Here is a 20735-nt window from a genome sequence, read left to right on the forward strand (position 1 = left end):
TTCTTCCGATCCCGCTGCCCTAAACATAAGCCAAGCACCCTGTTTGTGGCGGGAAATGGACAGATATGCTCACATTCCAACGCGACCCCACGCTTGCAGAAAAGTGTTGCCAAATCGTCACAAAACTTTCGGGCCAGAAAATTTTATCGAGAAGGAATCATAGTCGGACATGAAAAAAGGCCCGGTTGGTAAACCGGACCTTTATTTTAGCATCAGCGAAAGGATCAGATCAGAACTTGACCTTCACACCCGTCGAGATGGCTGCCACGAGGTCGTTGCCGAAATCGTAGCCTGCCTCGTTGCCGCAGGTGAAACCAGCGCCGCAGGGTCCGCCATTGATGGAGGAGCTGCCCGAGGTCAGGAGGCCGAGAGCGCCGGCAATCTTGAACTCGATGTTCTTGTTGGGCGAATAGACAATCTGCGTGCCGAGCGTCCACGTATCTGTCTGGGTGCCGATGACCGTGGACGTACCGCGATCCCAGGTCAGGCTCACGGCTCCGCTCCACTGTTCGTTGAACTTGTGACCAACGCCGCCGGAGATCGTCCAGCCGTCGCGATAGAACAGGTCAAGCGTGTTCAGCGTGTCTGCGCCACTTGGGACGCAGGGAGATGTGCCGACCGCGCAGAAAGGAATGACCTGAATCTGGCTCCAGTCTGTCCACTTCACGGAACCGAAAGCAAGCCAGTCTGGCGCTATGCCGGATTGAACTTTTAGTTCGATGCTGTCTGGCATGGAAACAGAGCCATAGATCGGCACGAGCTTGCCGCCGTATTTTGCAAGCGTCGGAGATATGGACGGCGGTGTCTGTGGGATCCCTCTAACATCGGCGAAGCCGGTCAAATCGTGATCGACAGCGCTGTTATAAACAAGGCTGGCGCGGAACGCGATCTCGGGAATCTCGTAGGCCATGCCGGCGCGCCAGCCCCAGCCGTCACCTTCCATCTCAAGTTTGCCGACGCCGCTGAAGCTGGACCAGGCCGGATTGAGGCCCAGAACGGCCGGCCCGAGAACCTGACGATACTTATAGCCGCTCAATTCCTGATAGAAGCCGCCGCCGATAATCGAGAAGTCACCCTTGCCAAGATCGAACTTCACCCGGCAGGTGGTCGCGTAATTGTGCGACTTGACCTTGGTTTCGATATTGTAGCTCGATCCCTGCCAGATACCGGGATTGAGATGCGCGCCCCAGGGCTGCGAATAGTCGAACATGCAGTCGCCGAAATCGCCGATCGATGCCTTGGCCCCGATGCGGGTCGACCAGAAGTTTTCGGAATCATCTGCCGTCCTGGACCATGATGCAGGCAAGGGGCCACTTTTCAGCGGATTGTCCCGCGCATTCTCTACCTTGCGCTGCGGTGCGACGAAGGTCGCGGAGCTGTCGAGAACGTAATCGGACGGATCGAACAACAGATCGATATTATAACCGCCGCGCTCGAGACCGCCGGCCAGTGAAGGCGTTACCGCCGCGATGCTGACTGCGAAACATACCGCGCCGCGAAAAATTGCAGTTTTTGCCATCTCTCTCCCCAATCAAGGCAATGTGATCATCAAAAGAGTGAAGCGCTTCGCGGAAAATGACAATCTGCCGCACACTGGCACAGTTCTGCGACACTTCTCCATTTTTTACGTAAGAATTTCATGTCGATCCCCTTGCATAATCATTTTAGGTTATTTTTCTAATTAAACGGAAGCGATCCGACACAAAATGAAACAATTTCCCACGCGTGACGGGAATTGTCGCCAAATAACCACACACGCGCGTTTCCCGAAGAAAGCCGCTTATCACGCCGTTTTTGTTGGCTTTTTTGACTGATCGGGAGATTTTCGAGCGCGAGATGGCGAGAAATGATCGCCCTCCAGCGAGCAACATGATTCGTCGTTGCAACGCAGCAATCGATAGACGGCGACCCTGTCGCTCCATAGCAAAAACGCCCCGTTTTTAGCGGGGCGTTTTTGTTCATGCAAAGCCGCAAGCGGCATGTTACCCCGCTTCGCTTACCCGCGTGAGCGCCGTTCTCAGGCTTGTGAGCTGAATTTCAAGCTCAGCCTTGCGCTCGCGTTCGGCGGCAACGACTTCCGGATCGGCATTGGCCACGAATTTCTCGTTCGACAACTTCTTGTCGATGCGTTCCATTTCCGCGTCCACCTTGCCGATCGCCTTCTCGAGACGAGCCTTTTCGGCCGCAAGATCGACCAGATTGCCAAGCGGCAGGCAGATGGTCGCCTCACCGACGATGATCTGGGCCGATCCCTTCGGCGCGACGTCGGCGGCACGGATTTCATCGGCCCGCGCCAGACGCCGGATAGCGGCGGCGTGGCGATCGAGCCGTGCTTCCGTGGAGGTATTGGCGCCAACGACCACCAGCGAGGCAGTGGCACCCGGCGGCACGTTCATCTCGGCGCGCGTCGAACGAATGCCGGACACGAGATCGATCAGCCAGTTGATTTCCGCAGCCGCGGCGTCGTCGCGGAACTCCGGCTCCGGCCAGTCGGTAAGGCAAAGAAGATCATCGCGCTCCTTGCCCTCACCGGCCGTATGCGCCCAAAGCTCTTCCGTCATGAACGGCATGAAAGGATGCAGCAGCTTGTAGATCTCATCCAGAACATAAGCCGCGCAGGCCTGCGATTCCGACTTGGCCTTTTCATCGTCGCCGCCGAAGACCGGCTTCAGCAGTTCCAGATACCAGTCGCAGAACTGGTTCCAGACGAAACGGTAGAGAATGCCTGACGCATCGTTGAAGCGGAAGTTCTCAAGTGCCGCCGTCACGTCGCGGGCCGTGTTGGCAAGCTCGGTCAGGATCCAGCGGTTGATCGTCAGCGAGGCGGTTTCCGGCAGGAAATGCGGGTCACGCTTCACACCATTCATCTCGGCAAAGCGCGTCGCATTCCAGAGCTTCGTGCCGAAATTGCGGTAACCCGCAATACGTGCCGGATCGAGTTTCACGTCGCGCCCCTGCGCCGCCATGATGGCAAGCGTGAAACGCAGCGCATCGGCACCATATTCATCGATCAGTTCCAGCGGGTCGATGACGTTGCCCTTGGATTTCGACATCTTCTGGCCGTTTTTGTCGCGAACCAGCGCATGAATATAGACCGTGCTGAACGGCTCGACCGGGTTACCGGCGTCGTCCTTCATGAAATGCAGGCCCATCTGCATCATCCGCACCACCCAGAAGGGGATGATGTCGAAGCCGGTGACAAGCACGTTTGTCGGATAATAGCGCGCCAGTTCCGGCGTCTGTTCCGGCCAGCCGAGCGTCGAAAACGGCCAGAGCGCAGAAGAGAACCAGGTGTCGAGCACATCTTCGTCGCGCGTCAGGATTTCGCCCGGAGCGAAGTTCTCAAGCTTTTCCTCGACCCAGGCCTTCCACGGGCCTTCATGGGCGATGTAATGCTGGATGGCCGCCTGCAGCGCCTCTTCCTCGGTCTTCTCGACGAACACCTGCCCGTCCGGGCCGTACCATGCCGGAATCTGGTGTCCCCACCACAATTGCCGCGAGATGCACCAGGGCTGGATGTTCTCCATCCATTGGAAATAGGTGTTTTCCCAGTTCTTCGGCACGAAATTGGTGCGGCCTTCGCGAACCGAGGCAATCGCCGGCTGCGCCAGCGTCTTGTTGTCGACCCACCACTGGTCCGTCAGGCGCGGCTCGATCGGCACGCCGCCGCGGTCGCCATGCGGCACCACATGCTTGTGCGGCTCGATCCTGTCGAGCAGGCCGGCTTCCTCAAAAATTTCGACGATGATCTTGCGGGCGGCAAAACGGTCCTGACCTTCCAGCCGGTCCCATGCGCCGTGCAGCGCCGCCGGATGGTCGAGGCCTTCGAGGAAATCCTCGTTCTCCTTGATGGAGATGGTACCATCGATATTCATGACATTGATGGCGCGCAGGCCACAGCGCTTGCCGACTTCGAAGTCGTTGAAATCATGCGCGGGCGTGATCTTGACCGCACCCGTGCCGGCGGTCGGGTCGGCGTAGTCATCGGCGACGATGGGAATCCTGCGACCGACAATGGGCAGGATGACGTGTTTGCCGACGATGCCCTTGTACCGCTCGTCTTCCGGGTTCACGGCAATACCGGTATCGCCAAGCATGGTTTCCGGACGCGTCGTGGCGACAACGATATAGTCGCGGGTCTCGAACTCGGTGGGCTTGCCTTCCTCGTCGAATGCGGTCGGGTACTGATAGGTAACGCCCTTTTCGAGCGGATAGCGCAGGTGCCAGAGATTACCCTTGACCTCGATCTGCTCGACTTCCATGTCGGAAATCGCAGTCAGCAGCTTGGGATCCCAGTTGACGAGGCGCTTGTCCTTGTAGATCAGGCCCTGCTTGTAGAGCGTGACGAAAACTTCGAGAACAGCCTCGGAGAGACCTTCATCCATGGTGAAGCGTTCGCGCGACCAGTCGCAGGACGCGCCGAGACGTTTCAGCTGGTTGAAGATCAGGCCGCCGGATTCGGCCTTCCATTCCCACACCTTCTCCACGAAGGCCTCGCGGCCCATATCACGACGGCCTGGAAGCTGCTGCTCCATCAGCTTGCGCTCGACGACCATCTGCGTGGCGATGCCGGCATGGTCCATGCCCGGCTGCCACAGCACATCCTTGCCGCGCATGCGCTCGAAGCGGACCAGAATATCCTGCAGCGTGTTGTTGAGCGCATGGCCCATGTGCAGGGACCCCGTCACATTCGGCGGCGGGATGACGATGGTGAAGGTTTCCGCGCCCGGCTTGGCGTTGGCGCCGGCACGAAAAGCGTTAGCCTCGTCCCAGGCTTTGGCGATCTTCGGTTCGACGGTGGCGGAATCGTAGGTCTTTTCGAGCATTTCCTGACCTGAATTTTAGAGTTCTTGTGTGGATTTTTTAAATAAGGATGGACAGTCGAGAGTCAACAGAAACCGACCCTCAGGACGCTCCGTGAGCGACCCGATGGCCGACTATGCCCCGATAACGCTTTCATCTTCAATAAAAAAGCCGCCCCTGTGCCGGGCGGCCCCTGTTTAACGCCAATGCCACGCCTCCCGAGGCGGGCGGGAAGCACCCGGCCCTGCGGCCAGCGTAAAATCAGCGGCGCGAGCCGCGCGCCACGCGCTCGATTTCTTCGCGCACGAGACGCTCCACCAGGGTTGGCAGATTGTCTTCCAGCCATTCCTGCAGCATCGGACGCAGCATCTCGGCCGCCATGTCCTCGATCGAACGACGTTCGACGCCGTCGAAAACCTCGGCCAGCTCACTGAAGGAACGCGCGATCTGCGCGCCCGCGGCGGCCGAGATGAGGTTGAGCGACAGGTCGGAACCGGCCTGCACTTTGTCTTCCGGCTGCGGCGCAACCAGATCGAGTGACGGCGCCTCGGCAATGGGTTCCTGCACGTCGATGTCGAAAACCTCCTCGGCGACGGCGGTTTCAATCGCACCGCGCAGCGCCATATGATCAAAATGGTTTTCCGGTACAGGCGCGCTTTCGATGGCAGCGGCAGCGGCCCGGTCCTCGGAAGCGGCGGGCGCCTGCTGTTCAGCAGCAGTTGCCGCAGCCGCCACCATCAGCGGCCGTACATCCGTCGGACGCTGTGCCGCGGGCCGTTCGGTCTGCGGCACGGCGGGAGAAGAGGAAGCTGGAGAAGCCTGCATCGCCGCGCGCTGGCCCTGCGAGGCGAAGGCCTGCGGCCCCATGGCGGCGTTGCGGTCTGCGGCAGCGCGAACGCGCGCGGCAACATCGGCGAGCGACATCGTCTTTTCGACGGGGATTTCCTGGGGCTCGGCCAGGGACTTTTCATAAGCCGGTGAAAAATCCTGTGCAGGCCGCGCGCCAAAGGCCTGGTTTGCCGGCGGAGGGACGCGGGCCGGCGGGCTGGCTGGCTCCGTCATGTAAGTTGCGTCGCCTGCCGCCTCGTCCTCATCGTCATAAACCGGCGGTAACTGGCCGGAAAATGCGCCGGCGGGCCCTGGCTCGTTGCTTTCGATGATCCGGCGTATCGACGCCAGAATCTCTTCCATGGACGGTTCACGCGCTACGCTTGGCTGAGCCATATCAATCCCCGGTTTCCACTCTCTAGCACCCGGCCTCGCATCCCTTCGGATGCCAGGGGCACTTCGCACCTGTTCAATCTGCACATCACGGCAGCGGCAGCCGAAAACAACCGCCGCGCCGACACTCTGCAACAGGCCTGAGAAAGACGCTCCGCATCTTCGCAACCCGCTGCAGGGGTCATGCGGGGCAGAAATACGCACACCCCGAATCACCTTAGTTTAGGGTAGCATAGCCACGAACTAAATCACTGATTCGACAAGTTTCGTGATGATACACAGCTTTGTGGGCGCGATGTTCTCGAAGACGCACACGGGATGAATTTCCAATCTTCACAAAAACGCCGGGGTGGAAATTCCACCCCGGCGTCAAGAACAGAATGATGGTACGGTGATCAGAAAACGAATTCGGCCGCCTTGGCGAAACCCGGCAGCGGCTTGACCGAAGCATTGAAGAAGGTCGCGGCCGACGTGCTGGCGCCATCGCGGCGATAGACGGTGGCCTTTGCGGCATTGCCGTATCCGACAACGACGACGAGACGCCCGCCGTCACGCAACTGTTCGGTAAGTGCCGCCGGCACTTCCTCGACAGCGCCGTTCACGAAAATCAGATCGTAAGGCGCTTCGCTCGCATAACCCTTTTCGAGATCGCCGGTGACGACAGCGACATTGTCATAGCCAAGCGAAGCGAGCGTTTCGGTCGCCTGTGCGGCGAGCGCTTCATCGCATTCGAGCGAAACGACGGAGCCGGCAAGCTGGGACAGGATGGCGGCCGCATAACCGGAACCACCGCCGACTTCCAGGACCACGTCCTCCCTCGAAACGGCCGCGAGCTGCAGCAGCTTCGCGAGCGGCGAGGCCTTCATGACATAACGGGCCGGGCGGCCATCCCGGGCGGGACAGATCTGCAAATCCTCATCCACATAGGCAATCTGCCGTGCACCCGTCGGCACGAATGCCTCGCGCGGCACACTCAAAAACGCCTTCAGCACCGAATGCGAAGTCACGTCGGTCGTACGCAGCTGGCTGTCGACCATATTGGCGCGCGCGGTTTCGAAATCCATCATGTCGTTATCGCCTCAATTTCACGGATGCCGGTCGGGAAGTCCCGGCTCCAAAAGCTCAAAACGGCGCGGGCCTCCCCTCGCCTTTGAATAATCTCATAATTGGCCAAGAGCGCGCTTTCAAGCGCGGTAAGACGGATGTGGGGTAAAAAGCAGGATGGCAGTGGTTTTCTTCACGGAACAAACGGCGAGACGTCGCCAATCGTGACGCGGAACAGGAAAAATCATCGCACCGTGGGAGAATTTTGGAGGCCTCGCCCGGAATTGAACCGGGGTACAAGGATTTGCAGTCCTCTGCGTCACCACTCCGCCACGAGGCCTCACACGCTCATCAATGGAGCGATGGCGGGCATTTAGAACGAATCCATTTGGGGCGCAAGAGGGATCGTTCCGAATGTCGTGTTTTTTCAGCCGGGTACGTGGAGTTCAACCGCCCACCTTGTCTAAGTCACTAAGATGACATGGCTTTTCGCGTCATCCCGCTGCTCCGGACGAAAAATTGCCCGCAGCCGAAGTGTTTTCGACTGCGGGCAACCCGTGCATTTTCAGGAACGGTCGATCAAATCCGTCCCATCAGAACCAGGATCAGCACGATGACCAGCACCAGTCCGAGACCGCCCGAAGGGCCGTAACCGTAATTATGATAACCCCAGCTTGGCAGCGCGCCGATGAGGAACAGAATGAGCAGGATGACAAGGATGGTGCCGAGCATGTTTAACCCTCCACTATTGGCATGTGTCCGACTGCTTCAATGACGCAGCGTGTGAAAAGTTCCCTCTTCCGGCCTCTCCAGCAGGCTGAAAGAATGACGGCAGACGTGCCGTTTCAACAGGTTACACCGCTTTTGCACAGACATGATGGTCCGGCCGGAAGGGGCGTGCCGTCCCCCGTGCCTGGCGGATTAATGTCCCGGACAGTGAAGATGAGGAATTGTGCATAGTCTCGCGCGTCGCATCCATCGCGAGTTCTGGATCGCTGCAATTTATTCGAGGTAATTTCTCGCTCTATGTCTATTTTCGGTTGTCCGCCACAGTGAAGACAGTCCCCCGTACCCTGAAACCGGCGGGAGACGGAGAGATCCGGCTTCGCTGGCAGTGCGCCGGATCTCTCCCGCCCCCTCCCTCGCTCCGTCCTACTCCTGCCGCAGGCAGGTCGGCACACGTACATGTGACCGACGACCATGCGTGCTACCCCTTGCCTCGTCTCAGCCTCTCCGGATAGACCCCCGTGACGGGAGGGAGAAACGAGAATCATATGTCCGGTTTTGCGAACCTCATCCCGCTTTTCATCTTTGGCTTCCTCGTCTATTTTTTCTTTCGCTGGGTCGCGCGCGACATTCAGAACCCAAAGCGCAAGTAGTCGGAAGGAATAATACTGCCGCATCCGCCGCTTCCGGGAACCTCCGCGCCTCCATATCGTTTTTGCAGATGGACCTCGGAGGACAGGATGAAAACGCTCGCATCATCGGCCGCAATAGCCCTTTCGCTCGCGCTTGCGGGATGCACGACCGCCGGTCCGGCACCCTATGTGGAGCCCATTCCCGGGAGCATCATCTATAATGGCCAGCCGCGCACAAAGCTGACGAAGTCACCGATCGGTAGCACCTTCACCCATGAGTTCCGCATAGACAGCAGCACAAGGGCGGTGGAAACCTATCGCATCGCGCCGGATCGCTCACTGGAACTCATTGACCGGCGCATCCTTCGCGAATGGCTGTTCGGACGCGACGACTGACCGCACCGGTCGGCTCCGAAACGGATTGCGCATCCCGCCTGCTTCGTTTAGAGCCGGGCGCGAAACCAACATGGATGAGCGATGAACACGCGCTGGCAGAAACCCGTCCTGATCGCCTTCGAAACGCCGGGTGATTATACGAGCATCGAAACAACCCAGGCCGCCTCCTGGGCCCTGATCGAGGACTGGCCGGTGGAGGATGGCGAGGCGCTAGACAAGGCGCTGCTGGTCTGCGCCGCCGTGGATGCCGGCAGGAAAAAGCCTGAAGACGCGCGCAAGGCCTTCATCGCCGCCGCGATCGAAGCGGGGCTCGACATCAAGGCGTAACGGCCCCGTCAGGCGTCGCGACGGAGGCGCCAGGGGCGCTAACGTCAAGTTCATGGTTCGATGGATCGATACAGAGAAAAGCGTCCGGATATATGAAAAAAGCCCTGTTCATCTTTCTTCTCTCCTGCCTGGCGATCGGCCTTCTCGGCCACCTCGTCGTGGCTTTCGTCGTCACCGGCTGACACGCCGTAAATCAGGCGTTAAGAATCCCTAAATTTCATTCTGCTGTTATGGAACCGCGTTAAACTTTTTCCGTTCTCTTTTCGATCGAACAAGGAGGATTGAAATGCGTGACGGACTGAACGGTTTTCTTGAAATTTCGATGATCGGCTTCGTGGTTGCAAGCTGCCTCTTCATGGTGAACCTGCCGATCTGATCGGGGGACGAGCTTCGCGGGAGAGCATTGCGGTAAAGCTGGTGATGATGCCACCGGCAAAGAAAATGCGGCCTTTTGGGCCGCATTTCTTTTTCACTGGACTTTCAGGATCAGGCAGAAAGCTTGGCGGCGATTTTCGCCACATGCGCGCCCTGGAAGCGCGCGCCTTCAAGTTCGACTTCGGAGGGCTGGCGGGAGCCGTCGCCATCGGTAATGGTGGAGGCGCCGTAAGGGGAGCCGCCCTTGATTTCATCGACACCCATCTGGCCCTGGAAGGCATAGGGCAGACCGACGACGGCCATGCCGTGGTGCAGGAAGGTCGGCAGAAAACCGAGAATAGTCGATTCCTGGCCGCCATGCTGGGTGGCGGAAGAGGTGAAGGCGGAACCTACCTTGCCGACGAGCTTGCCGCCGAACCACAGGCCGCCCGTCTGGTCCCAGAAATTGCGCATCTGTGAAGCGACCGTGCCGAAGCGGGTGCCGGCGCCGACGATGATGGCATCGTATTCAGCCAGTTCGTCCACGGTGGCGATCGGCGCCGCCTGGTCGAGCTTGAAATGCGAAGACTTGGCGACCGCTTCGGGCACCAGTTCCGGAACGCGCTTGACGACGACGTCTGCGCCCGCCGATTTTGCACCCTCGGCAACAGCATAGGCCATCGTTTCGATGTGACCGTAGGAAGAGTAATAGAGCACCAGAACTTTCGTCATTTTCTTTGTTTCCTTTGGGTTTATCGTTTCCGGCGTCCCGGCCAGAAGCCTTTTCAAAAACGTGATGATCATTAGCGGCGACCCGTTACAAGCATGTGATGAAAATCTAGCTCACAGGCTCCTTCCACGCCAGCGGCCTATCGGCATACGCACTGTTCACCATAAGTGAACGGAAAAGCGAAACGTCAACTATTTGCCGAAATACATTTTTTCAAAACCGCTTTGCAATCATCGGGCACGGGGCTAACGTCTGATAAAACAGATGACGAGTACACCTATGTCCAATCCCTCTTCCGCTCAATCCGTCGTGACCGCCGCCATGCTCGCCATTGGCGACGAGTTGCTTTCGGGCCGTACCAAGGACAAGAATATCGGCCACCTCGCGGACGTGCTGACCATGTCCGGCATCGACCTCAAGGAAGTGCGTATCGTTGCCGATGAGGAGGACGCGATCGTCGAAGCGCTGAATGCGCTACGCAGCCGCTATGATTATGTCTTCACCTCGGGCGGCATAGGCCCTACCCATGACGACATCACCGCGGATGCGGTTTCCGTGGCGTTTGGCCTTCCCTGCGAGCACGATGCCGAAGCCTTGCGGATACTGGGCGACATGTATCGTGCCCGTGAGATGGAATTCACCGATGCGCGCAAGCGCATGGCGCGCATGCCGAAAGGTGCTGCCCACATCGCCAACCCCGTTTCCGTCGCCCCCGGCTTCATCATCGGCAATGTCTATGTCATGGCCGGCGTGCCGCAGGTGTTCCAGGCGATGCTCGACAACGTCATGCCGACGCTGCGCACCGGCGCCAAGGTGATGTCGCAGGCCGTACGCTCACCGTATGGCGAAGGCGATATCGGCACGCCGCTGACGGCCATCCAGAAAGCCCATCCCGAAACCAGCATCGGTTCCTATCCGAAATATGACGGGCAACGCTTTTCGACGGAAATCGTGGTGCGCGCCCGGGATGCAGGCGTGCTGAAGGCCGCGGCGGATGCGGTCGCGGCCATGATCGAAGCGATTGGACAGGAGAAAAGACTGGCGGCAGGCAAGGGCGACGCAACGGCTTGAGCGGGAAAGGGCCTTTGACGAACGGGCTTTGACCAAAATCAAGGTGGCGGCCTGCAAAGGCGGCCACTCTCCCCACAGAAATTAAATGTCACCGAGGAGAGATAAATGGGTTACAAAACGATATTGGCAGTGGTCGACAATGTTTCGAACACACAGAAGCTCGGCGAATTCGTGGTGAGCCTTGCAGACCAGTTTTCCTCGCATGTCATCGGCCTGCACATGGAAACGCTGGCCGCCGTTCCCCTCGTCGCGCCGATGGAAATTCCCGATCCCGCCACCGTGCAGGCCCTGCAGGATGTGGCACACAAGGAAACCACCGATGTCGGCACGCTTTTCGAGCGTACGCTATCGGCCAACGGCATCTCGCATGAATGGCGAAGCTTCGTTACCTCGGTGGGTTACGCCTCCGCCTCTGCCATCGACAGCGCCCGTTGCGCCGATCTCGTCGTCGCCCGCCAAAGCAGTTCCTCGGCTTTGTCGGACAGCCGCACCGATATTGACAGCTTTCTCTATGAAAGCGGCCGTCCCGTTCTCCTCGTCCCGCATGTGCTCACCGTCGCCAAACCGATCAAACGCGTCCTGATCGCCTGGAATGGCTCTCGCGAGGCGACGCGCGCCACTTTCGACGCCCTGCCCTTTCTGAAAGCCGCGGACAGCGTCGAGATATTCTCCGTCGACCAGGCAGAAAGCGAAACGCAGTCCTCCGGTTTTGCCGGTACGGAACTGGCCGCCACGCTCGCCCGCCACGGCGTGAACGTGACGGTGACCTCACAGGAAAAGATTGCCGGCCTTTCGCCGCAGGCGGCTATCGAAAATCGCCTTTCCGATAACAGCATCGACCTTCTGGTCATGGGCGCTTACGGCCATTCCCGCTGGTGGGAACTGCTGTTCGGCGGCGTTACACGCACGCTGCTCGATTCCATGACGGCGATGACGCTGCTGTCGCGTTGAATATGGATGCGGCGCAAATGGCGCCGCCAGCCCCCGCCATCTCGCTCGAAAGGAGCGTCCGCCACTGGTTTCTTCTCCCCCCGGGGGAGAAGTCCGCGGCAGCGGGATGAGGGGGCGAGGGAAAAGATAGACCGAGAGCCAGCCCCCTCATCCGTCCCTTCGGACCACCTTCTCCACCTAGGGGGGAAGAAACAAGCGGCATTCTCTCAGCCAAAATCACGCCGGATAAGCGCAAAGCTTGCCTTTTTGCCGGTCTTGCGGCTATTAGCCAAAGCCATCGACAATTTTGACCAGATGGTAGACGACATGTCCCTTCCCGATAAAGCCTTTCCCGTTTCCTGGGACCAGTTTCACCGCGACGCCCGTGCGCTTGCCTGGCGTCTTGCCGGTCTCGACAAAGAGTTCCGGGCGATCGTCTGCATCACGCGCGGCGGCCTCGTTCCGGCGGCGATCATTTCCCGCGAACTGAACATCCGCATGATCGATACGGTCTGCATCGCCACCCGCCATGACTACGTCAACCAGGGTGATACGGTCCTCTTGAAAGGCGTAGCCCCCGAGCTGACTGTTGATGCCGGCGAAGGCGTGCTTGTCGTCGACGATCTGACCGATACCGGCAAGACGGCGCTCGAAGTGCGCGAAATGCTACCGAAGGCGCATTTTGCCTGCGTTTACGCCAAACCGAAGGGGGTGCCGACCATTGATACTTTCGTCACCGAAGTGAGCCAGGACACCTGGATCTATTTCCCCTGGGACATGGGCTTCACCTATCAGGAGCCGATCGCCAAGGGATCGCGTGGCTGAGTGCCTGAAGAATGGCGCTTTTTCTTTCCGTCATGCCGGACTAGATCCGGCATCCAGCCACGGCGCGTCTGCGCCGTGAGTCTCTCGCGATCAAGGACTTGATCGCGATGGACCCCGGATCTGGTCCGGGGTGACGGAGTGCGGATGCACCAACCGCGCAAGACTTCCCCAAGCAATATACACTCTTTCGCCGTCCCACCCGGGGCGGCTTTTTTGTGTGAAAAGGCCTTTTTGCCGACAGCGGAAAACACGGAAAAACCGCAGTGTCGCCATTATGCCTCACCCCGGAAATGCGGGGTTTTGCCTTTCCGTTGCGGAAACCAGCCTCGCGCAAGCTTCAAATTTTTCCGCCAAGTCACTGATTTTTCTGAGAGCTTTCCCTATCCCCGTTTTCCACAGGCACTCCACACAATATCTTGTGGTTAAAAATGGGTTTCAATCTATGGCTTGACGAATCTGTGCCGCGAGAGGAAAGTGACAAATATGTTGCGGCGGCAACGAACCGGAAAGTAACGAGGCCGGTTCTTCTCCATCTTTAGCGCGCACGTCCAGACGGCGTCCCGGCCATGAGGGGGCGGTTCGCCGATGGCTTTTCTGCGCCTTCGGAACCGCCAAAAACATTACGCGGGGACTGGCAGCAAGAATGTGTTAATACTATATATAGTAGGCTTGCAGCCATCTTAAACACGAGATACAGGGATGACATCCAAGGATGAACATCCCATCAGATCGGCAACAACCGGCTGCGCGAAGGCATCGCACGGCTGGAACGAATTTTTGCGCCCTTCACCGGGCGCCCAATGGACGAGGACAGAAACCATGCGCATTGAACGCCGCTTCACGAAGCCCGGCCAATCGCCTTATGCGGAGATCGACTTCCGCAAGGCCGTCAGTGAAATCAAGAACCCGGATGGATCCATCGTGTTCCGTCTGGCTGACATCGACGTTCCCGCGCAGTTCAGCCAGGTTGCCACCGACGTTCTGGCGCAGAAATATTTCCGCAAGGCCGGCGTGCCGAAGTTCCTGAAGAAGGTTGAGGAAAATGACGTTCCTTCCTTCCTCTGGCGCTCCGTGCCCGATGAAAAGGCGCTGAAGGATGTTCCGGAAGCCGAGCGCTACGGCTCCGAGACCGATGCACGCCAGGTTTTCGATCGCCTGGCCGGCACCTGGGCCTATTGGGGCTGGAAGGGCAAATATTTCTCGTCCGAAGAAGATGCCCTCGCCTTCCGCGACGAGCTTGCCTATATGCTCGCCACCCAGCGTGTTGCCCCCAACTCCCCGCAATGGTTCAACACCGGCCTGCACTGGGCCTATGGCATTGATGGTCCCGGGCAGGGCCACTTTTATGTCGACCCCTTCACCGGCAAGCTGACAAAGTCTAAGTCCGCTTACGAACATCCGCAGCCGCATGCCTGCTTCATCCAGTCCGTTGAGGACGACCTCGTTAATGAAGGCGGCATCATGGACCTGTGGGTGCGTGAAGCGCGCCTGTTCAAATACGGCTCCGGCACTGGCTCCAACTTCTCCTATCTGCGTGGCGAAGGCGAAAAACTCTCCGGCGGCGGCAAATCGTCAGGCCTGATGAGCTTCCTCAAGATCGGTGACCGCGCAGCCGGCGCCATCAAGTCCGGCGGCACGACCCGCCGCGCAGCGAAGATGGTCGTCGTTGATGCCGACCACCCCGATATCGAAGCCTATATCGACTGGAAGGTGAACGAGGAGCAGAAGGTTGCCGCTCTCGTCACCGGTTCCAAGATCGTCGCCAAGCACCTGAAGGCGATCATGAAGGCCTGCGTCAACTGCGAAGCTGACAACGGCGATTGCTTCGACCCGGCCAAGAACCCTGCCCTGAAGCGCGAAATCCGCGCCGCCAAGAAGGACATGGTGCCGGAAAACTACGTCAAGCGCGTCATCCAGTTCGCCGAGCAGGGTTACAAGGACATCCAGTTCAAGACCTATGACACGGACTGGGATTCGGAAGCCTACCTCACGGTGTCGGGCCAGAACTCCAACAACTCCGTCTCGCTGAAGGACGATTTCCTGCGCGCTGTCGAAAATGACGGTGACTGGAACCTTACCGCCCGTAAGGACGGCAAGGTCATGAAGACGCTGAAGGCCCGCGACCTCTGGGAAAAGATTTCCCAAGCCGCCTGGGCGTCTGCCGATCCGGGTCTGCACTTCAACACGACGATGAACGACTGGCACACCTCGCCGGCGGCCGGCCCGATCCGCGCCTCCAACCCGTGCTCGGAATACATGTTCCTCGACGACACGGCCTGCAACCTCGCCTCGCTGAACCTTCTGCAGTTCAAGGATCAGGCGACGAAGCGCATCGATATCGCCGATTATGAACACGCCGTTCGCCTCTGGACCGTCGTGCTCGAAGTGTCCGTCATGATGGCGCAGTTCCCCTCGCGCCAGATCGCCGAACTCTCCTATGAGTACCGCACGCTTGGCCTCGGTTACGCCAATATCGGCGGCCTCCTGATGTCCTCGGGCATTCCCTATGACAGCGCCGAAGGCCGCGCCATTGCCGGTGCGCTCACCGCCATCATGACCGGCGTGTCCTATGCCACCTCGGCCGAAATGGCCGGTGAGCTTGGCCCCTTCCCGGGCTTTGCGCCGAACCGCGAAAACATGCTGCGCGTCATCCGCAACCACCGCCGCGCCGCCCTTGGCCAGTCGGAAGGTTATGAGGGCCTGTCGGTCAACCCGGTCGCACTCGTCCATGGCGACTGCCCGGATCAGGACCTGATCGCCCACGCAACAGCCGCCTGGGACAAGGCGCTGGAACTTGGCGAAAAGCACGGCTACCGCAACGCCCAGACCACCGTTATCGCGCCGACAGGCACGATCGGCCTCGTGATGGATTGCGACACGACCGGTATCGAACCCGATTTCGCGCTGGTGAAGTTCAAGAAGCTCGCAGGCGGCGGTTACTTCAAGATCATCAACCGCGCCGTTCCGGATGCGCTGCGGTCGCTCGGTTACTCCGAAAGCCAGATCGCCGAGATCGAGGCCTATGCCGTCGGCCATGGCAATCTCAACCAGGCTCCCGGCATCAACCCCTCGACGCTGAAGGCCAAGGGCTTCACCGATGAGAAGATCGAGGCCGTCAACGGCGCGCTGAAGAGCGCCTTCGACATCAAGTTCGTCTTCAACCAGTGGACGCTCGGCGCCGACTTCCTCAAGGAAACGCTGAAGGTTTCCGACGAGCAGCTCTCCGACATGAGCTTCAACCTGCTCGAGCACCTCGGCTTCGGCAAGAAGGACATCGAAGCGGCCAACGTTCACGTCTGCGGCGCGATGACGCTGGAAGGCGCACCGTTCCTGAAGAACGAGCACCTGCCCGTCTTCGATTGCGCCAACCCCTGCGGCAAGATCGGCAAGCGTTATCTCTCGGTCGAATCGCATATCCGCATGATGGCGGCGGCACAGCCCTTCATCTCGGGCGCGATCTCCAAGACGATCAACATGCCGAACGATGCGACGGTTGAGGATTGCGGCGCAGCCTACATGCTCTCCTGGAAGCTGGCGCTGAAGGCAAACGCCCTTTACCGCGATGGTTCCAAGCTTTCCCAGCCGCTCAATGCGTCGCTGGTGGAAGATGAGGACGACGAAGACCTGATCGAAGAACTGATCCAGCAGCCCGCCGCACAGCAGGCCGTGACGATCACCGAAAAGATCGTCGAGCGCGTCATCGAGCGTGTCTCGCGTGAGCGTGAAAAGCTGCCGAACCGCCGTCAGGGTTACACCCAGAAGGCAACTGTCGGCGGTCACAAGGTCTATCTGCGCACCGGTGAATTCGGTGATGGCCGCATCGGCGAAATCTTCATCGACATGCACAAGGAAGGCGCCGCCTTCCGCGCAATGATGAACAACTTCGCCATCGCCATTTCGCTTGGCCTGCAATATGGCGTGCCGCTGGAAGAATATGTGGAGGCCTTCACCTTCACCAAGTTCGAACCGGCCGGCATGGTGCAGGGCAACGACGCGATCAAGAACGCCACGTCGATCCTCGACTACGTGTTCCGCGAACTCGCCGTCTCTTATCTCGGCCGCCATGATCTCGCCCATGTCGATACGTCCGACTTCTCCAACACGGCGCTCGGCAAGGGTATCCAGGAAGGCAAGACCAACCTCGTTTCCACCGGCTGGACCCGCGGTTACAAGCCGACCATCGTGTCCCGCAATGACGGCGAACGCACCGCTTCCGAGCCCAAGGGATCGGCAACGGCAGCCCCTGCCCGCGCCTCGGCCAACGTGACCTCCTTTGCAGGCTCCGCCGCCCGCAAGCTGGAACCGACAGTCGCCATCGCAACCTCCGAAATCGTCTCCTTCAAGCGGGACTATGAAGAGCGCGCCAAGGAACTGGCCGAAGAAATCGCCGAAGAAGTGATCGACGAGGTCGTCCAGGAAGCCCAGCAGACGGCAACCGCCCTCTTCTCCGACAAGGCCGCCGCAGACGCTGCTTCGGCCAAGACGGAAGCCAAGAAGGTCGAAAACGAACGCCGCATGCGCTCGATCGCACAGGGCTATACGGGCAACATGTGCTCGGAATGCCAGAACTTCACGATGGTGCGGAACGGCACTTGCGAGAAGTGCGATACTTGTGGTGCGACGAGCGGTTGCAGCTGAGCGTTAGCTTAGACACCACCAAAAAACTACTAGTCTTGAGGGCTCTTTCAGATATGAAAGAGCCCTTCTTCTTTTGATATTTTATCCCTTTCACTACTGGAAACCCGTAGTCCACAATGTTATCTTTCGAGTGGAATGATCGAAAGGCTTTAACCAATCTCGCCAAACATGGCGTAAGCTTTGAAACGGCCCGCAAGGTTTTTGAGGATCCATTTGCCGTGGATATCGAGGATCGTTCGGCTAATTACGGCGAAGTCCGACGACGTATAGTGGGGTTGGGCAACGGATTGGTTCTGACTGTGATCTATACCGAACGCAGCGAAGTGATCCGCATCATCTCGGCACGAAAGGCGACACGCGCGGAGCGCAAGGAATACGACGACAATGGCTGGTAAAATCGATCAAACAGACTGGGCCCGCCTTCACGCCATGACCGATGAAGAGGCGGAGGCGAATGCGCTTGCCGACCCCGACAATCCGCCGCTTTCTGCCGAGCAACTTGCTGCGGCTCCCAGAATGCCGCGCATCAAGATCATTCGCCGGGCCCTGAAGCTGACGCAGGAAGAGTTTTCCGCGCGTTATCATATTCCGCTCGGCACCCTGCGTGATTGGGAACAGGGACGTAGCGAGCCGGACCAGCCGGCCCGCGCTTATCTCAAGGTCATCGCCGTCGACCCGGAGGGCACGGCCGCCGCGCTCCGTAAAGGCGCGGCCTGACCCGCCTCACCCGATAAAATCCACCAGCAGCTTCACATTCAACGCCGCAATCACCACCGCGATCAGCCATGCGAAGCCTGAGAGCCAGAGCGGTGAGCGCAACTCGCCCATCTTGGTCTTGTCACCGGTAAACATCACGAGCGGGAAGACGGCGAAGGAGAGTTGCAGGCTGAGCACCACCTGCGTCAGGATCAGCAGTTCGCCCGTACCGCTATCGCCATAGAAGATGGTCACGCCGGCGGCGGGGATAATGGCGATGGCGCGGGTGATGAGGCGGCGCAGCCAAGGGGCGAGCCGCATCTTGAGGAACCCTTCCATCACGATCTGGCCGGCAAGCGTTGCCGTGACAGTGGAATTGATGCCGCAGCACAAAAGCGCCACGCCGAACAGCGTCGGCGCAATCGCAAGGCCGAGCAGCGGCGCCAGCAGATTATGCGCCTCGCCGAGTTCGGCGACATTAGTCTGCCCCGCCTTGTTGAAGGTCGCCGCCGCCAGAATGAGGATTGATGCGTTGATGAGAAGCGCGAACATCAGGGCGATGGTGGAATCGAGGGTCGCGAATTTCAGCGCCTCGCGCTTTTCGGCAATTGTCTCGCCGATTTCGCGGGTCTGCACGATGCCGGAATGCAGATAGAGATTATGCGGCATGACGGTCGCGCCGAGAATACCGAGCGCCAGATAGAGCATGTCAGGATTGGTGACGATTTCGGTCGTCGGCGCAAAAGCAAGGATCACCTGCCCCCAGTCAGGGTCGGCGAGCGCTACCTGAATGGCGAAACACACGGCAATGACGCCAAGCAGCGTGATGACGAGCGCCTCCACCCAGCGAAAGCCGAGCCTCTGCAGATAAAGGATCAGGAACACATCGAGCGCGGTGATGAGAACGCCGATTTCGAGCGGAATGCCGAAGATGAGGTTGAGGCCGATGGCCGTGCCGATCACCTCGGCAATATCGGTGGCGATGATGGCGATTTCGGCGAGCAGCCACAGCAGCATGGCCACCGGTTTCGGATAAGCGTCACGGCAGGCTTGGGCGAGATCGCGGCCGGAGGCAATCGCAAGACGGGCGCAGAGCGATTGCAGCACGATCGCCATGATATTCGAGACCAGCGCAACCGTTAGCAGCGTATAGCCGAACCTGGAGCCGCCGGCGAGCGACGTCGCCCAGTTTCCGGGATCCATATAACCGACGGCAACGAGATAGCCGGGCCCAAAAAACGCCATGGCCCGCCGAAACGTGCCGGCATTCGGCTTGACGCGGATAGAGCTGTGAACGTCGGACAACGAGAGATCGTCGCCGTTTCGCCGCCATCCAAAGACTGGCTTCTCCATACTATGCGCTTTCTGAGCGGAAATCTGATTAATGCAATTGCAAATCATTCGCATAAAGAGACGCAGGACGCAAGCTGACTTTTGACGCCGCATGTGGTGCTTAGCGCCCTCTCCGGGCACTGCGACCAGTCACGCGGGTGCTGGACGATTGACAATGTGGTTACTTGACACCGCGCGCCATTGCCTCGCCATGTCAGCCGTCGCTAGAAAGATCGGTGCCATCAGAAATTTGAAAGTGCGTCAGTCCAGCTGAGGAGAAGCGTATGAATATTGTCGCCCATGTCGAAATTCCCGTGACCGATCTTGATCGGGCGATCCGCTTCTATCGCGCGGTTTTTGATGTGCCCTTTGCCGAAATCGTCGCGATCCACGATAGCAGAATGGCCTATTTCCCTTTTGACGAAAACAGCAATGGCGCCAGTGCCGCGCTTGCCGAAGGCCCGGCCTATGTACCGACGCGAGATGGAGCGATCGTCTATTTCAGTGTCGCTGATGTGGATGATGTTATTGCCAGAGCTCTTGCCGGTGGAAGCGAGCTCCTATTTCCCAAAACGGCGGTGAATGATGCGCTCTTCGTCGCGGAGATTTCCGATAGCGAGGGCAACCGCATCGCCATTCAATCCGCCTGATCGGCCTTCCCAAGACAGAATGACCGGACTCACGTCCTTGTCATCACCTGTTCGCCGCACAAACGGAACAGTCGCGGTAGCGCTGACGTTGATCTTTCACCAAAACGCTTAAATCTGGGGAAGTTCATGCGACAGCACCGGAATAACGACGTGGTGAACCATCCAGGCCGGTGGCCGAACTATATCATGGGGCACAGAAAGCCCCGCGAATGGCTGATGACGATCAGCGGCGTCCTGCTGCTCTTCGTCGTCGCGGCCGCCGTCGCCATGGGTTACCTCGTCAGCAGCCATCCCGGCAAGCCGGAGGCAAACCCCGGCATCGTCGAAGAACAGGCAGCAGAAGGCTGAGCGACTTGCGGG

At 59.1% G+C, this 20735-nt stretch carries 17 protein-coding genes and 1 tRNA gene; 10 read left to right on the plus strand and 8 right to left on the minus strand.

The window, feature by feature from the left end; translation table 11 throughout:
- Positions 1–229: 229 nt before the first annotated feature.
- The 6 genes from QE453_RS17180 to QE453_RS17205 form a co-directional block, all read right to left on the minus strand.
- Complete coding sequence (locus QE453_RS17180; RefSeq protein ID WP_004442167.1) at positions 230–1519, minus strand: outer membrane protein transport protein; 1290 nt, start codon at positions 1517–1519, stop codon at positions 230–232.
- Positions 1520–1982: 463 nt separating this feature from the next.
- Positions 1983–4826 carry a valine--tRNA ligase gene (locus QE453_RS17185; protein WP_004442169.1) on the minus strand — a complete coding sequence of 948 codons (2844 nt, stop codon included), beginning with the start codon at positions 4824–4826 and terminating at the stop codon, positions 1983–1985.
- A 238-nt stretch (positions 4827–5064) separates the two neighbouring features.
- The gene (gene popZ, locus QE453_RS17190) at positions 5065–6027 is read right to left on the minus strand and encodes a cell division protein PopZ (RefSeq protein WP_309777562.1); all 963 of its coding nucleotides are present in this window, start codon (positions 6025–6027) and stop codon (positions 5065–5067) included.
- Between the two features lie 392 nt (positions 6028–6419).
- On the minus strand, positions 6420–7091 hold the full coding sequence (locus QE453_RS17195) for a protein-L-isoaspartate O-methyltransferase (protein ID WP_022556281.1): 672 nt from the start codon (positions 7089–7091) through the stop codon (positions 6420–6422).
- 243 nt (positions 7092–7334) lie between these two features.
- A tRNA-Cys gene (locus tag QE453_RS17200) sits at positions 7335–7408 on the minus strand.
- Between the two features lie 239 nt (positions 7409–7647).
- The gene (locus QE453_RS17205) at positions 7648–7800 is read right to left on the minus strand and encodes a DUF3309 family protein (protein WP_004442177.1); all 153 of its coding nucleotides are present in this window, start codon (positions 7798–7800) and stop codon (positions 7648–7650) included.
- A gap of 734 nt (positions 7801–8534) precedes the next feature.
- Here QE453_RS17205 and QE453_RS17210 point away from each other — a divergent pair.
- Entirely contained in the window at positions 8535–8822 is a 288-nt protein-coding gene (locus tag QE453_RS17210) for a hypothetical protein (RefSeq protein WP_309777565.1), read from the plus strand.
- Between the two features lie 81 nt (positions 8823–8903).
- On the plus strand, positions 8904–9149 hold the full coding sequence (locus QE453_RS17215) for a DUF982 domain-containing protein (protein ID WP_004442183.1): 246 nt from the start codon (positions 8904–8906) through the stop codon (positions 9147–9149).
- A 486-nt stretch (positions 9150–9635) separates the two neighbouring features.
- Here QE453_RS17215 and wrbA read toward each other — a convergent pair whose 3' ends face one another.
- Entirely contained in the window at positions 9636–10235 is a 600-nt protein-coding gene (wrbA, locus tag QE453_RS17220; protein ID WP_004442185.1) for an NAD(P)H:quinone oxidoreductase type IV, read from the minus strand.
- Positions 10236–10512: 277 nt separating this feature from the next.
- Between wrbA and QE453_RS17225 the strand changes: the two genes are divergently transcribed.
- From QE453_RS17225 to QE453_RS17250, 6 genes are all read left to right on the plus strand, one after another.
- Complete coding sequence (locus QE453_RS17225; protein ID WP_006698846.1) at positions 10513–11304, plus strand: competence/damage-inducible protein A; 792 nt, start codon at positions 10513–10515, stop codon at positions 11302–11304.
- Between the two features lie 105 nt (positions 11305–11409).
- Positions 11410–12255 carry a universal stress protein gene (locus QE453_RS17230; protein ID WP_004442189.1) on the plus strand — a complete coding sequence of 282 codons (846 nt, stop codon included), beginning with the start codon at positions 11410–11412 and terminating at the stop codon, positions 12253–12255.
- A 306-nt stretch (positions 12256–12561) separates the two neighbouring features.
- Positions 12562–13059 carry a xanthine phosphoribosyltransferase gene (gene gpt / locus QE453_RS17235; protein WP_006698845.1) on the plus strand — a complete coding sequence of 166 codons (498 nt, stop codon included), beginning with the start codon at positions 12562–12564 and terminating at the stop codon, positions 13057–13059.
- Positions 13060–13878: 819 nt separating this feature from the next.
- Entirely contained in the window at positions 13879–17697 is a 3819-nt protein-coding gene (locus QE453_RS17240; RefSeq protein ID WP_244404908.1) for a vitamin B12-dependent ribonucleotide reductase, read from the plus strand.
- A 116-nt stretch (positions 17698–17813) separates the two neighbouring features.
- Positions 17814–18092, plus strand: a complete 279-nt coding sequence (locus tag QE453_RS17245) for a BrnT family toxin (RefSeq protein WP_004442197.1) — start codon at positions 17814–17816, stop codon at positions 18090–18092.
- A complete protein-coding gene (locus tag QE453_RS17250; RefSeq protein WP_006698844.1) occupies positions 18082–18414 on the plus strand; it encodes a DNA-binding transcriptional regulator in 333 nt (110 codons plus the stop codon). The genes QE453_RS17245 and QE453_RS17250 overlap by 11 nt, the downstream gene beginning before the upstream one ends.
- Positions 18415–18420: 6 nt before the next feature.
- On the opposite strand, the gene QE453_RS17255 is transcribed toward QE453_RS17250, so the two are convergent.
- A complete protein-coding gene (locus QE453_RS17255; RefSeq protein ID WP_244404906.1) occupies positions 18421–19746 on the minus strand; it encodes an Nramp family divalent metal transporter in 1326 nt (441 codons plus the stop codon).
- Between the two features lie 263 nt (positions 19747–20009).
- On the opposite strand from QE453_RS17255, the gene QE453_RS17260 reads away from it, so the two are divergent.
- Both QE453_RS17260 and QE453_RS17265 read left to right on the plus strand, forming a co-directional pair.
- Positions 20010–20375 carry a VOC family protein gene (locus QE453_RS17260; RefSeq protein ID WP_004442206.1) on the plus strand — a complete coding sequence of 122 codons (366 nt, stop codon included), beginning with the start codon at positions 20010–20012 and terminating at the stop codon, positions 20373–20375.
- A gap of 126 nt (positions 20376–20501) precedes the next feature.
- Positions 20502–20723, plus strand: coding sequence for a hypothetical protein (locus tag QE453_RS17265; protein ID WP_022556285.1), 222 nt, complete (start codon positions 20502–20504; stop codon positions 20721–20723).
- The last annotated feature ends 12 nt before the right edge of the window (positions 20724–20735 follow it).

This window comes from Agrobacterium sp. SORGH_AS_0440 (assembly GCF_031453135.1).
Classification (GTDB): domain Bacteria; phylum Pseudomonadota; class Alphaproteobacteria; order Rhizobiales; family Rhizobiaceae; genus Agrobacterium; species Agrobacterium pusense.